The organism is Edaphobacter sp. HDX4, assembly GCF_036877565.1.
Taxonomy (GTDB): Bacteria; Acidobacteriota; Terriglobia; order Terriglobales; family Acidobacteriaceae; genus Edaphobacter.
Genome location: NZ_JAEDXW010000042.1, coordinates 1 through 13,673, shown reverse-complemented (window position 1 = coordinate 13,673; position 13,673 = coordinate 1). Strand labels below are relative to the sequence as shown.

At 56.9% G+C, this 13,673-nt stretch carries 10 protein-coding genes and 1 pseudogene; 5 read left to right on the top strand and 6 right to left on the bottom strand.

The genetic code is table 11. The annotated features are described in order from the left end of the window. From JAO29_RS22885 to JAO29_RS22870, 4 genes and pseudogenes are all read right to left on the bottom strand, one after another. On the bottom strand, positions 1–379 hold a 379-nt coding region (locus JAO29_RS22885), incomplete at its 3' end, for a hypothetical protein (RefSeq protein ID WP_334270604.1). A 25-nt stretch (positions 380–404) separates the two neighbouring features. Next, entirely contained in the window at positions 405–2,078 is a 1,674-nt protein-coding gene (locus tag JAO29_RS22880; protein ID WP_334270602.1) for a metallopeptidase TldD-related protein, read from the bottom strand. Next, a pseudogene (locus tag JAO29_RS22875) lies at positions 2,075–2,680 on the bottom strand (metallopeptidase TldD-related protein); the annotation flags it as partial. The gene JAO29_RS22880 and the pseudogene JAO29_RS22875, both read right to left, overlap by 4 nt. Further along, positions 2,653–3,690: a hypothetical protein gene (locus JAO29_RS22870; protein WP_334270601.1), complete on the bottom strand. Its 1,038-nt coding sequence runs from the start codon at positions 3,688–3,690 to the stop codon at positions 2,653–2,655. The gene JAO29_RS22870 and the pseudogene JAO29_RS22875, both read right to left, overlap by 28 nt. Positions 3,691–3,961: 271 nt before the next feature. Between JAO29_RS22870 and JAO29_RS22865 the strand changes: the two genes are divergently transcribed. Together JAO29_RS22865 and JAO29_RS22860 are read left to right on the top strand one after the other, a co-directional pair. After that, entirely contained in the window at positions 3,962–5,290 is a 1,329-nt protein-coding gene (locus tag JAO29_RS22865) for a M48 family metallopeptidase (RefSeq protein WP_334270600.1), read from the top strand. Between the two features lie 39 nt (positions 5,291–5,329). After that, positions 5,330–5,674, top strand: coding sequence for a histidine triad nucleotide-binding protein (locus tag JAO29_RS22860; protein WP_334270599.1), 345 nt, complete (start codon positions 5,330–5,332; stop codon positions 5,672–5,674). Between the two features lie 98 nt (positions 5,675–5,772). Here JAO29_RS22860 and JAO29_RS22855 read toward each other — a convergent pair whose 3' ends face one another. Then, positions 5,773–6,822 (bottom strand): response regulator, encoded by a 1,050-nt coding sequence (locus JAO29_RS22855; protein ID WP_334270598.1) that lies wholly within the window; start codon positions 6,820–6,822, stop codon positions 5,773–5,775. A 1,014-nt stretch (positions 6,823–7,836) separates the two neighbouring features. Here JAO29_RS22855 and JAO29_RS22850 point away from each other — a divergent pair. Together JAO29_RS22850 and JAO29_RS22845 are read left to right on the top strand one after the other, a co-directional pair. Then, positions 7,837–8,523: an OmpH family outer membrane protein gene (locus JAO29_RS22850; RefSeq protein WP_334270597.1), complete on the top strand. Its 687-nt coding sequence runs from the start codon at positions 7,837–7,839 to the stop codon at positions 8,521–8,523. A gap of 88 nt (positions 8,524–8,611) precedes the next feature. Then, positions 8,612–9,313 (top strand): OmpH family outer membrane protein, encoded by a 702-nt coding sequence (locus JAO29_RS22845; protein WP_334270596.1) that lies wholly within the window; start codon positions 8,612–8,614, stop codon positions 9,311–9,313. A 366-nt stretch (positions 9,314–9,679) separates the two neighbouring features. Here JAO29_RS22845 and lepA read toward each other — a convergent pair whose 3' ends face one another. Beyond that, entirely contained in the window at positions 9,680–11,482 is a 1,803-nt protein-coding gene (lepA, locus tag JAO29_RS22840) for a translation elongation factor 4 (protein ID WP_334270595.1), read from the bottom strand. A 131-nt stretch (positions 11,483–11,613) separates the two neighbouring features. On the opposite strand from lepA, the gene JAO29_RS22835 reads away from it, so the two are divergent. Continuing rightward, on the top strand, positions 11,614–13,446 hold the full coding sequence (locus tag JAO29_RS22835) for a transglycosylase SLT domain-containing protein (RefSeq protein ID WP_334270594.1): 1,833 nt from the start codon (positions 11,614–11,616) through the stop codon (positions 13,444–13,446). Positions 13,447–13,673 lie beyond the last annotated feature (227 nt).

The following is a 13,673-nucleotide window of genomic DNA, read 5'->3' as shown; positions in this document are numbered from 1 at the left end:
GTCCCGCTCCGATGACCTGTGTGCTCATGATTTCGTCGTAGCGCATGGATTTATCTTTCCGCAGCCAGAAGCGCTGCGTCAGACCCGTCGGTGTGAAGACAATCGTTCCCGGCATCTGGAAAAGTACCAGGCCGAGTAGTGCCAGGAACATGAGAGGCAGCCAGAAGGGAATATGTTGGTGACTCTTCCAGAGGGGCCAGACCAGCAAGGCGAAATAAACAGGAAGAACCAGAGCGCGGCTCCAGAGCACCAGCGGCTTAAGGGGAAATGCGAGACCTTCCGAGGTCTCCTTCGGAGAGCCTTTGGAGAGGCGACCAGCGTAGATGAGAGCAAACAGCGCGGCCAAAGTTATCAGTTGCAGCGTTTTTGGATCGAACATAAGACCTTCCGTGTACGGTTCAAGCTTACTTTGCTGGAGGCGGAGGATAGTAAGGCAGCTTCTGCTGCTCCTCGGTCGCGCGTTTCACTTCGATGTCGCCGAACAACAGGCTGGGAACAATAGTCGTTTGGGGTAGAACACCGAGCGAGTCATTAACATAAGGATCGTTGCCCGCAGCGCGAATCTCAGAACGAAGGCTCCGATTATCCAATTCATCAAACGCTGCTCCCCGCACAAGTTGGCGGCTACCATCCGGATGGACGAGATAAAGCAGGCGAGGAGCTTCTCCTCCCATGGTTTCGACTGCGTAAACGTCGCGCTTCTGCTCTTTAGCCATGCTGAGCAGCTGATTGTTCAGCTCCTGGGGAGAGAGCGGATGGGACGAAGTAAAGATGAGCACCCCACTACGCGAGTGCGCGGGTGCGCCGGGAGCAGCGCGGCCATGTCCGTTCGAAATCCCAAAGTCCTTAACAGGTTCGCGGCCAATCAGGTAGTTTTCAAGCCGGCCATTGGTCACCACGTCTACCTTCTGCGCCGGAACGCCCTCGTCGTCGACCTGGTAGGACCCCAGCAGGGAGCGGCCCTGGAACTTCGCCTCCAGCGGATTGTCGACGACACTCATGAACTCAGGCAACACCCTGGCCTTATAGCTGGAGGCGTAGGCCCCACGAGTTCGCGCCGTGGTACCAAGGTCGGGCCGATCCGCCTCAACGTTGTCGAGGAAGAGATGGTTTATGACATCGGCCGCCGCATCGCCGGAGAAGAGCACGGGACCGTGATAGTCTTCCGCGTCCACTACGGGCGCCTTCCTGAGAGCGTCGAGGGTCTTAAGATCATCGATAACCTGCTTGCGGAACGCAGGCCAGCTTTCAAGCTCGCTGGCTGTGACGGCGACTGAGCCGTTATCCCGGGCCAGACGCATGCCATCGTCAGCCTGGCTGCCCAGACTGATGGCATTGTTGTATCCGCTGAGGCTGGAACGCAGGACCGTGCCTTCGGTGTTGATCAGGTAACGATTGAGCGTCATGGCGCGAATATTCGCCGTAGAGTACTGAATACTGCTGGCGAAGGAGCTGACCTCAGGAGCGCTTGCATAGAGACCGCTTGCTTCGATGATCCTCTTCTCCCACTCCTTGCGATCGATGTCCAGCTTCCTAAGCGGTTCGATGTGCACGGTGGCGGTTTGCCGGGAGAAATCGTCCTCGGAACGTGAGGTCTGGAACTGTTGCAGGGCGGCGAGCTTGGTTGAGTAGTCACGAAGCGCGTTTTTGTAAGCCTCGTCGGTGGCGGTCCAAAGTGCATAACGCAGCGCGGTGGGATCGTTGTCCTGCGGGGCGAGCTGGACGGTTCCGTCGCCGCGGCCCGTACTGGAATCGACCTTGTAATCGCCTATACGGACTGTCACGCGTACGACGCGCTGGCGGCCCTCCTCTTCACGGGTAAGCGCACCGTAGTTGGCGACCGCCTCGAAGCTGGAGAAGTCGTCAAGCCGGTACTCGATGAAGTATGGCCGCTGCATACCCGGGAGCACGAGCTGTTCTTTCTCCCGTTCCAGCTCTGCCTGCATGGCTTTGAGCATGGGGTCGTCGACCTTAGACTGCGACGTGCTCTGGGCTGTACCGACGTGGGGTAGCAGGATGATCGCCAGAAGCAGGAGGAGAGAGCCTGGAGTGGAGGGCAAGCTTCGGAAGTTCTTCATCGCTTGTTCTCCTTTCCGGTAGCTGCAGGAGGCGGTGGAAGGATGGGCGGCCGCGCGTTCCCCTGTGCCTGCCGTTGAGTTTCGATCTCGCTCACGAGCATGGCAGGAGCCACGGCGCTGACCGGGATGCTTCCGGATTCCGCTCCGCAGATGCCGTTGAAGACGTCCTGCTTGTTCCCGGTAGCCACAATGCGGGTCAGCGCTGCCTGTGGGGTTCCGACGATAGAAACCCCACGGACAAGCTCGTCAGGCCGCCCATCGACAAAGACGCGATAGACCACCAGGGGAATAACCTGAAAGGCCTGCGGGGAACGGCGGCTGGTGACGGCGAAGCCTGAAGAGATATCTTCGAAATAAAGGCCGTAGGGCTTGCCTTGTCGCTTTGCCTCGGCAATCAGCATCTGGCGAAGATCTTTATCGCTGACCGTTTTACTGGAGCTGACGATGAGATTGCCCTGTCTTCCCGTGGGCATCCGTCCTGTTTCGGCCCGGCCATGTCCATTGGAGGCGGAAAATCCGGCGATCGGCAGCCGGGACATGAGAAACGTCTCCAGTGTCCCGTCTTTGATGAGTTCTACTTTCCGTGCCGGCTGTCCTTCATCGTCGAAGTCGTAGTGCCCGCTGAGGGATGCTCCATTAAGAGACCTCTGCGTGGGATCGTCGCGACGCTGATAAAAGAGGGAAGAATTGGTTTCCCCAGAAGCTTGGTGAAGGTTTGGCCTTCATTGTCGCCACGCTGGCGCTGTCCTTCAAGACGGTGGCCGAGCACCTCGTGAAAAAACACTGCCGATGCCCGGCCGCTGAGAATCGCTGGACCGTTATACGGCTCGGTCACAGGGGCCGTGCGCAGCGCTACGAGGTTCGTGGCCATATCCCTGGTCTTCTCTATAAGGATCTTCTGATCCGGCAGGTGAGCCAGCGAATCCGCCTCGAAGGTCTCGGCACGGAACAGATCCATCCCGTCGGCTGCGCGGGTTCGTGCGACGATTACGAGCCGGGCGACCTGGTTGGGCGCGGCGATCTTTGTTCCTTCTGACGAGACAAAGTACATCGTCTCTGTGGTCGCCTGGACAACGACGTTGTTGAAGAAGATCTCCGGATATTCGCGGAACAGGCCGGAGAGCTCGCGAAGACGTCTCTGCCAGGCGTCGCTGTCGACCGACAGGAGAGGGGAGGCAGGGAGAACTGCCGTGGTCGGCCTCTCGGAAGAAAAATCAGCTGAAGCGTCTTCCTCCTTGGCACGCACCTGCTGTTCCGTTTGCACCTTCAGATAGCTGTCGAGCGCCCGGGCATAGCCGCGATTGGTCGCAAACCACAGGCTCCGGGCGACCGCAGTGCGATCGTCCGTAAGGGGCAATGGAATTGTCGTTAATGCGCTGGCGCGATGGTCGCCATGCGTATTGTCTTCGGCCGGTGTTCCTATTCGCAGCTGCACATCGGCAGTTCGGCGGCGACTGTTGCGAGACAGAGCAATCGCGCCGAATTGCGCGGTCATGTTGAAACTGTCAGAGTCACTGACTGCATAGCTGATGAAGTATGGCTTAGGCTGCTTCTCCGCGTCCGCTCCGGTTGCGCCAAGCGAGTTCATGGCACGATGCATCTCAGCGCTCATTGCCTCCAGGAGGACAGTATCGGCCTGCCTGGAGGGAGCTGAATCGGCAGCACGAAGCGAGGGAGAAGCGGATAACAGAGGAACAGCGATCAGAGTGCAGAGGACTGCTTGGGACCTTTTCATCGGACGGACTCGTCTTTCATTTGAGGGAAACCGGCTGAAGCAGAGTGTAACGGAACTGTGCCGGTTGAGGTGCTTCCATCGCACGGTGATTGCGGGAACGAATGCAATCGTGCAAACTGACTGCACCTTAGGAGCGAAGACGTTATCTATGCGGTTCCGGTTTTTGATCTTTTGCCTGCTGGTGACTCTAACGATGACGCTGCCCTGTGCTCTCGGAGCACAAACCCCAAGTGCGGCTTCTTCGGGACGCCAGGTGCAATCGCCTGCCGGGTCGCCGGAAAGACCTGCCTATTCTCTACCGCCTGACAAACTCGCGCGAGCGATCAAATATTCCCGCATTCGCGTCATCCTCGACTTCGTCGGCACCGGATGGGGGATTCTCCAGCTGATTCTTTTGCTGACCTTGAGAGTGGTGGCAAAGATGCGAAACTTTGCCGTTCGCGTAAGCAGGAATCGCTGGGGTCAGTGCTTCGTCTTTACGTTTGCTCTTCTGCTCGTTACGACAGTTCTCAACCTCCCGCTCGATCTCTATGGGCAGGAGATGGCTCGCGTCTATGGACAATCTGTGCAGGGATGGGGAAGTTGGAGCTGGGATGTCGGCAAGGGTTTTCTCCTGACTTTCGTCTTCGGCGGACTGCTGGTCATGCTGCTCTTCTGGGTAATTCGCCGATCCCCGAACCGATGGTGGCTCTGGTTCTGGATCCCCGCCATGATCCTCGTCCTCATCGCTGTCTTCGTCGCACCGGTCCTGATAGATCCTTTGTTCAACAAGTTCGAGCCGCTAGCCAGAACGGATCCGGCACTAGTCGATCGCCTCGAGCAGGTCGGGGCGCGAGGAGGCATCAAGATTCCTCCGGACCGTATGTTTCTGATGAAGGCCAGCGAGAAGGTGACGACCCTGAATGCGTACGTCACCGGTTACGGAGCCTCGAAGCGAGTAGTCGTCTGGGATAACTCCATTAGCAAGGCTACTCCAGATGAGATCAGCTTCATCTTCGGTCACGAGATGGGCCATTATGTGCTCAATCACATTCCAGAGACTCTCGTCTTTTCAGGGTTTCTGTTACTCGGAGAGTTCTACGTTGGCTATCGCGGAGTTCGTTGGCTGATTGCTCAGTATGGACAGCGATGGAACATCCCTTCGCAGAACGACTGGGGCGCGTTGGTCGTTCTGTTGCTGGTTCTTTCGGTGCTGTCCTTTTTGAGCGAACCGATCGTCAATAGCTACTCTCGAATGCATGAGCATGACGCAGACGTATATGGACAGGAGGTCATCCACGGGATTGTTCAGGATCCCCAAAGAGTCGCCCAACAGTCGTTCCAGCTGCTCGGGGAGATGTCGCTGACGGATCCAAATCCAAATCCTTTTTTTGAGTTCTGGACCTTCAGTCATCCCTCAGTTTCAAGCCGCGCCGCCTTCGCCGCAAAGTACAACCCATGGGTTGAAGGTGGTCATCCCAAATATTTCGTCAAATAATTCAGGCTCACCAACACAACAAGAAAAACGAGACGAAAGATGAATACAGACTGTCTGTTTTGCAAAATTCTCGCCGGGCAAATTCCTGCAAATCGAGTTTATGAAGATGAGCTTTGCATCGCATTTCCCGACATCAATCCCCAGGCACCGACTCACCTGCTGATCATCCCCAAGGAACATCTGACGTCAATGGCAAAGGCGCTGGCAGACCACGAGCCATTGTTGGGACACCTGATGGGGACCGCAGCCGACTTGGCCCGCTCCAACAAGCTTGATAAGGGTTATCGTGTGGTGGTCAATACAGCGGAGGATGGTGGCCAGACCGTCCATCATCTACATCTTCACCTGCTGGGTGGACGCCAGATGAAATGGCCTCCAGGCTAGACTCTGAAGCTCCGAGCCGAACCGTGAGGCCATCGAATTGAGTGCTGCTCGCTGCCTTCTTCCGGGACGACGAGCCTGAGGGGAGTCTCGGATCGCAACTACTGATTGTAGTTGTTGTCGTCTTCCTCGACGGCGCCGTAACGGCGTAGCAGGTTGGGCAAATTCTGTGAAAACGCCGCTCGCGGCATAACGGTATCGCACCCTGCTTCCACGGCCTTCGCCTTCAGATCACCCTGAATGTGCGAGAGGAAACCGATGATGGAAGTTCCACGCTTGAGCTTCGACTTCAGTTTAGGAATCAGTGTCAGCGGCTTTGCGTTTGTATTGTTCAGGTCGAAGACGATCAGGCCGGGGCGTTCCTCTTCCTTTGCCGTCGTCAGCTGCGTGATTACATCTTTATCGTTCTTGACGAAGGCGACCTTTACACCGAGTTTGCGCGATGTCTCCTGGATCTTCGCAAGGAAGAAGAGATCTTCGATGAAGAAGAAGATCTTTGTCGGGGCATCCTCGGGAATTGGGATGGATTTGCCCTGAGAGTAGTCGATCGGCTGAGAGTCGCTGACGTACGAACGGCCACTGTTTCCATTCGAGCGCCGGAAGTTGCCGGTCTCGATGGTGGACGGAGGAGAGTCGGCGAAGTTGCCGTTCACCTCACGGTAGCTATGGTCCATCGGACCGACAAAGCTGCGGGGCCCGCGCTGCTGTTTGCCGCCGCCGCCCTTGGAGCGCTTGAATGCATTATTCCCCGGCTGATGAGTGTCGCGTGACTGTCCATTGACGTTGAACTCTTGAGCATTCCCGGGATTTTGCGAGCCGCGCGGTCGATCACGATCACGGAACTTCTTCTTCCAGCGCTTCGCTCCCGTTCCCTGCTGTTGTTGGCCGCCACTCTGAGATGGCTGGCCCGCAGGTTGAGGCTGCGCGGAAGCTTCGATTCCAGATACCTGTCCGGCCTGATCGCTGGTTGCCTGTGGGCTCGAGGCGTCCACCTTGTTCTTGCGCTTGCGCCGTCTGCGTCGACTGCTCTTGGACTGACCCATACCGTGTGCAATCTGCGCAGCGGTATATTGCGAATCCCCCTCCTGGGCGGGGGTAACCGCGGAACCCTGGTACGGTTGTACCTCGGGTATATTCTGCTCTGAAGTCATGCTTCCACTTCCTGTTGCGCCACAGCGCAATTAGCGATTCACTCCCACGACAACGGGGTCGGACCACTTCGCGAGAAGAGCGAAGTGAGGGCTAAACCCGTATTGCAGCGTCGGAGGAAACGGTCTCAATTTGTACTCAAAAAAACGGACTTCTCTATTGCCGCTACTCTCCGTCGGCCAGCTTATCTCCGGCTCAGACGGACGGAACGCCATGAATCGGCCGTTCCTTTCACCCTTTCATCTAAGAAACATTGCCCGGCAGCGCCGATGCACTCTATCGAATGCCTCTACATTCCAGGAACTGTTTTCGTCGGTACACAGGATCGGAACCCACGGCCAGTTCGGTGAGGCAGACACAGGGTACGCGGAAAGGCTTGTGCTTTGCAAGCATCCTGTGCGGATTATAGTGCAATTTTACACGTTTGGAGAGCACGCCGTCACGGAGGCAGTTGCGCGAAAGCGAGGAAGCCACCCCATCGAGGCGGCTTCTCCTATCAGATGGCCAGTCACTGGCCTCCCAAGTTGCGACTCCAAGGAGTCCGATCGATCGTTCCGTGGTCGCGCCGACGTGGGCCTGACATCTTTTCGGGAACAATAGATGTGCCTGATGCCACGGAGGTCACTACGGCATCTCCGCACGCCGACACAAAGACATAGAGTGCAATTCGAATTCCAAAACAGAAATACGCTTCTTCAGTCATTTCCGCACCTTCTGAAAGCTGCGGCTCCAGAAAATCGGTGCTCTTGACGGAGGGAACTCCATAATTTTGGATTTTCACCGGGGTAGGTTCTGTTTGACCGCTTCCGAGGGCAGTCCTATAATCGACCTGTTCTGGCAGCCCTCTCGCTCCCAGCCGGTGGCAGGTCGCTCCGGATGGTCGAGGTATAGGTGATTGCGCTTCTGAGCGCGTGTATCATCGAGCGGATGCTGTGCCATTAGACCGAGGGTGGCGGCTGACGCGCCCAAGGTCAAATGATTTTCTGAGGGATCCCTGAAGGAGCACCAAACACCGCATGAATCGTACCCTTGCTTTAGCCTCCGCCCTTGCTGCGGTCATTACGCCTGCGGCCAGTCTCGCGCAGGTCACAGGTGCATCAAATCCCGCTTCCTCCACCACCCAGGCAACCACTGCCGCCCCTGCGCCAGTTGCACCCCAGGCGATGCCCGCCAAAATCGCCATCATAGAGTACGAGCAGGTGGCCGCCGCGACGAATGAGGGACAGCGGGCTCTGGAAGAGGTTCAGACTAAGTATCAGCCCAAGAAGGCAGCCCTGGATGCGTTGGCCGCCGAGATCGATACCCTGCAGAAGCAGCTTCAGTCCGCTCCGGCCAATTTGCCGGAGGACGAGCGCGCCACGCGTGTCCGAACACTCGACGTCAAGCAGAAGCAATATCAACGCGATGCGGAAGATGCCTCCAACGCCTACAACGCCGATGTGCAGGAGGCGATTGGCAAAGTCGCCCAGAAACTTGGCCCTGTCGTGATGAAGTACGTCCAGCAAAATGGATACACCATGTTGCTCGATAACAATGGACAGCAGCAGGGTGGCCTGACGCTAATGTGGGCGCCAGGAACCGACATCTCAAAGGAAGTAGTAGACGCGTATAACGCGAGCTCCGGAGTGGCCGCGCCTGCACCGTCCGCCCCCTCGCCATCCCGCTCGGCTGCTCCCGCAGCGCGGCCGAGAACGTCCAAATAAGCACATCAACATTTGAAGGCTTCGGCAAGGCAAGTATCCGTAACCGCCGGACCATCTGGAACGACCCTGAAGGAGCACCAAACATCGCATGAATCGCAACCTCGTTCTCGTCTCCGCTATCTGTGCGGGACTGTCGACCTCCGCTGCAATGGCCCAGGCTCCCGCGTCGGCTGCTCCCACGACCCCGCCCGCTTCAGCTCACACCTCGGCAGCGCCACCTCAGGCGGTACCCGCCAAGATAGCGCTTATCGCCTTTGAACAGGCTGTATTCGCTACCAATGAGGGCCAGCGCGCTGTCCAGGAGATGCAGAAGAAGTATGAGCCCAAGAAGGCTCAGATCGACACTCTGGCAAAAGAAGTCGATTCGCTCAAAAAGCAGCTTCAGGCCGCTCCGGCTACGCTCAGTGACGAGGAGCGTGCGACGCGGCTGAAGAACATCGACACCAAGGAAAAGGCGCTCAATCGTGAAGCGGAAGACGCCAACAACGCCTACCAAGCCGATCTTCAGGAAGCCTATGGCAAGGTGGCTCGCAAGGTCTCGGCCGCCGTGCAGAACTATGTCTCCCAGAACGGCTACACGCTGCTTCTTGATGTCAGCAATCAGCAGACCAGCAATGTTATGTGGGCCAGCCAAAACCCCAACATGGACATCACACAGGCAGTAGTTGAAGCCTACAATGCTTCTTCGGGGGTTGCAGCTCCCCCTCCGGCTGCGCCTTCAGCTGGAACTCCCGCCCCCCGTCCTCGTTCTACAACACCTGCCACACCTCGTCCGTCTACTACCCATTAATTCGGTTGTAAACAAAGAAGCGGAAGGCAAAGCCTTCCGCTTCTTTGTTTAAGAAAATATTTGCCACCATCTTACAACCTGTGCATTTCTGTGGAAAACCTGTGTATCTCTTTCAGAGAGGCATCCAAGCTCAGGGCTTTTCCCTATATGTAAGTCGACTGCGATTTTCAGCGATGAAAGCTCCAACTGCAAATCCTGCGATAACTTACGGCGGGTAAGGTGGCTGAATGACAAAACCGTCGTGATCAAATACAGGCCAGCATGTCAATGGGGAGCTTTCCACAGGTATATGTTACTGGCCTGTTACTAAGCCGCTTCTCTCATACCTTCCGCGCTGCGAGATGTGCAAATAATTGCATGTTCCCGCTACTCTTCGCCTACCTTCAGAACGGCTAAGAAAGCTTCCTGAGGAATATCAACTTTACCGATCCTCTTCATCCGCTTTTTGCCTTCCTTCTGCTTTTCGAGGAGTTTTCTCTTTCGCGAGATATCACCGCCGTAACATTTCGCGATGACGTTTTTGCGAATCGCCGAAACCGTCTCCCGGGCGATGATTTTGGATCCGATCGCTGCCTGGATAGCCACTTCGAACATCTGCCGCGGAATAAGCTCGCGCATCTTGGAGACCAGCGCCTTGCCGCGCTCGTAGGCAACGTCCCGATGAACGATGATAGAGAGAGCGTCCACCGGTTCTCCGGAGACCAGGATGTCCATCTTCACCATGGGAGATACCCAGGTGCCGGCGAGATGGTAGTCGAGGGAAGCGTATCCTCGCGAGACAGATTTCAGACGGTCGTAGAAGTCGAGCACAATCTCATTCAGAGGCAACTCATAGGTGAGCATGACCCGGGTCTCTGAGACATACTCAAAGTTCTGTTGGCGGCCACGCTTATCTTCGACGAGCTTGAGGATCCCCCCGACGTACTCCTCGTTGGTTAGGATCTTTGCCGTGATCACCGGCTCTTCGATCTGTTCGATCTCGCTTGGATCGGGCCATCGCGAAGGGTTGTCGACTTCACTTACCGACCCGTCGGTCATCGTGATCTTGTAGCGGACCCCGGGAGCCGTCGTAATCAGGTCCAGGTTGTACTCACGCTCGAGGCGTTCCTGGATAATCTCCAGGTGCAGGAGACCGAGGAAGCCGCAGCGAAAACCAAAGCCAAGAGCTACCGAGGATTCCGGCTCGAAGTTAAAGGAGCTGTCGTTGAGACGAAGCTTCTCGAGCGCATCGCGCAGCAGGCCATGCTCGTGCGAGTCTACGGTGTAGAGCCCGGCGAAGACCATGCTCTTGATGTCTTCAAAACCGGGAAGTGCCTGCGCGCAAGGGCGTTCCACATCGGTGATGGTGTCGCCCACCTTCGTATCGGCGACATTTTTGATCGTCGCTACAAAGAAGCCGACCTCTCCGGCGGAGAGCTCATTGAGCTCAACCGGCTTTGGAGTCATGACGCCCATGCTCTCGATGTCGAAGATCTTGCCGTTCGACATCAGCTTGATGCGCTGTCCCTTACGCATCCGGCCATTGATCACGCGGGCAAGCACAATAACCCCGCGGTATGGATCGAACCAGGAGTCGAAGATCAACGCCTGAAGCGGTGCCTCGGCGTCGCCCTTGGGTGGGGGCAGCAGGTGAACGACTGCTTCGAGAATCTCGTCGACGTTCTGGCCCGTCTTCGCCGAGACGGCAATCGCATCATTCGCAGGAAGTCCGACGGACTTCTCGATCATCTCTTTCGTACGGTCGATGTCCGCGCTGGGAAGGTCGATCTTGTTGATGACAGGAATAATCTCGAGTCCGTTGGAGATAGCGAGGTACGCATTGGCGAGGGTCTGAGCTTCGACGCCCTGTGAGGCATCCACAATCAGCAGGGCTCCTTCGCAGGAAGCCAGTGAGCGCGAGACCTCGTAGCTGAAATCCACGTGGCCAGGAGTATCGATCAGATTCAGCTGATAAGTCTCTCCGTCCTTTGCTTTGTACACCATGCGGACCGTGTGAGCCTTGATCGTGATGCCGCGCTCACGCTCCAGATCCATCGCATCCAGAACCTGGGCCTGCATCTCCCGGGAGGTCAGCGAGCCGGTCAGCTCAAGAAGCCGGTCCGACAGCGTGGACTTGCCGTGATCGATGTGCGCGATGATCGCGAAATTACGGATGTGACTGGGATCCATACGGAGTTACGTAATGCCTCAATCTACCGATGATATCAGCGTGAGCGATCACTCGGATCCGAGTTGGTGCCGCTGAAGTGAAAGACTGCTCCAGTTTTAGCAGTCGCGACGTCATACAATGAGCAGGAACGATGCATTGGTCTGAAGGGAACAACTTATTGCGGCGTGGAGCGCTGCTTATCGCGTGTACGCCGTTGCTTCTGCTTGCGGGATGTCCTCAGGGCAAGACGGGTCAGGCGGCAGCTCCAGGGAAGGTCTCCGCGCAGCGCACAGCGCCTGCAGTTGCAGGAGTGTCCCAATCGAGCGGAGCGCAGTCAGGCGCGGCACACACGACTGCGCAGACAGTCGAAGACTCCGCCGCGGCTTACAAGGCTCAGCAGCTCATCGCACGGGCCGAGCAGAGTTATCGCAGCGGTGTGAGCAACTATCGCAATGGCCATCTGGAGGCTGCGCGCGCGGATTTCGACTCAGCCGTCGACCTGATGCTGACCAGCGGCCTGGACCTCAAGAGCGATCCGCAATTGAATGACGAGTTCGAACATCTGCTGGATGCTGTCAACTCACTGGAGATTGCCGCTCTAAAGCAGGGCAACGGCCTCTCCCCAGCCATCGAAGCGGCTCCTCTCGATACCGCAAATGAAGTTACGTTTCCTCCCAATGCTGCACTCACGGCTCAGCTGGCCGCCGAACTCAAGACCACACAGTCGGACTTCCCACTGGTCGTAAACGACTACGTCGCCGGCTTCATCAGCTACTTCTCCAGCAACTCTGCCGGTCACGCACATCTGTTGCGATCCTTGGAGCGTGCAGGCAAGTACAAGGCAAGGATCTCGGAGATTCTGCGCGAGGAAGGAGTTCCGCAGGATCTCATCTACCTTGCGGTTGCAGAGTCAGGTTTCCAGCCCCAGGCTCTCAATGCGCGTTCGGGTGCTGGTGGCATGTGGCAGTTCATGCCATTCGCGGGAGCCTATGGACTTACACGAAACGGATGGGTCGATGAGCGTTTCGATCCGGAGAAGTCTTCTCGCGCCTATGCTCGATATATCAAGTCGCTCTACAACCAGTTTGGGGACTGGTATCTCGCCATGGCTGCCTATGACTGGGGTCCGGGCTACGTCCAGCGCGCTGTGATGCGAACCGGCTATGCGGACTTCTGGGAGCTGTACCGTCGGGGAGTGCTGCCTGCCGAAACCCGGAACTACGTGCCCGGTATCATCGCAGCCATAATCATGGCGAAGAACCCAAGCCAGTATGGGCTCGACAAGCTCGTTCCCGATCCGCCGGTCATCTCCGATACCACTACAGTCGACTATGCGATCGATCTCCCGCTCGTGGCCGACCTTACGGGAGCTTCGTTGCAGGAGATTGTGGCATTGAATCCCAGTCTGCTGCGCATGACCACTCCGCAGGATGTTCCCTTCGATCTGCATATCCCTGCCGGCACGCTTGACGCCTTTCAGACGCGCGTCAAACAGATCCCCGTCGATAAGCGCTCGACCTGGCGCTTCCATGTTGTGAAGGCGGGTGAATCGCTCGAATCGATCGCGACCCTGCTGCACTCCAGAGCGACAGAAATTGCAGAGACGAACGATATCGCCAAGGGCGATCCTCCAGAACAAGGCGATGAACTGGTCGTGCCGGTCACCGTCGCAACTGTCAGCCATTCGCAGCATTACAAGGTACAGCGCGGCGATACGCTCATCACCGTGGCAGATCGCTTCAATGTCTCCGTAGAAGATCTGCGGCGATGGAATCATCTCTCTTCCAACACCGTAAAAGTCGGGCACACGCTTGCTGTGGCCGAACCGGTCAGGCTTGCACCGCACAGTCGAACACACAGGAGTTCTTCACGCACGTCAAAAAGCACGCATCCCTCTTCCAGCTCCTCAAGTTCGAAAAAGACGAGCCACAGCTCTACGAAGAGCTCAGGCAAAAAGACCAAGTCTTCTTCCAAACCGAAATAGAAGGCTGCACGATAAGCTTCCTCACTAAAAAGAGTGCTTGCCATTGCTGGCGCACGAAGGCATCCTGTTGCTAGAATCTCGTGCCAGGATCGCAAGCGGAATTCTGCGTGCATTCAAACGGGGAACCAAAAGATTCGAGAGTGGGCATGCGATCGAAGCAGGAAGTCAATGCAGCCAGGGGATAAGCGACCATGATGTTCGAAGATGAGACGATCAGGTACTACGCG

Excerpts from the sequence above, each read along its gene's own strand:
- JAO29_RS22880 (WP_334270602.1), bottom strand. The coding sequence starts at position 2,078 with ATGAAGAACTTCCGAAGCTTGCCCTCCACTCCAGGCTCTCTCCTCCTG.
- JAO29_RS22860 (WP_334270599.1), top strand. The coding sequence starts at position 5,330 with ATGAATACAGACTGTCTGTTTTGCAAAATTCTCGCCGGGCAAATTCCT.
- JAO29_RS22870 (WP_334270601.1), bottom strand. The coding sequence starts at position 3,690 with ATGAGCGCTGAGATGCATCGTGCCATGAACTCGCTTGGCGCAACCGGA.
- JAO29_RS22855 (WP_334270598.1), bottom strand. The coding sequence starts at position 6,822 with ATGACTTCAGAGCAGAATATACCCGAGGTACAACCGTACCAGGGTTCC.
- JAO29_RS22865 (WP_334270600.1), top strand. The coding sequence starts at position 3,962 with ATGCGGTTCCGGTTTTTGATCTTTTGCCTGCTGGTGACTCTAACGATG.
- JAO29_RS22845 (WP_334270596.1), top strand. The coding sequence starts at position 8,612 with ATGAATCGCAACCTCGTTCTCGTCTCCGCTATCTGTGCGGGACTGTCG.
- lepA (WP_334270595.1), bottom strand. The coding sequence starts at position 11,482 with ATGGATCCCAGTCACATCCGTAATTTCGCGATCATCGCGCACATCGAT.
- JAO29_RS22835 (WP_334270594.1), top strand. The coding sequence starts at position 11,614 with ATGCATTGGTCTGAAGGGAACAACTTATTGCGGCGTGGAGCGCTGCTT.
- JAO29_RS22850 (WP_334270597.1), top strand. The coding sequence starts at position 7,837 with ATGAATCGTACCCTTGCTTTAGCCTCCGCCCTTGCTGCGGTCATTACG.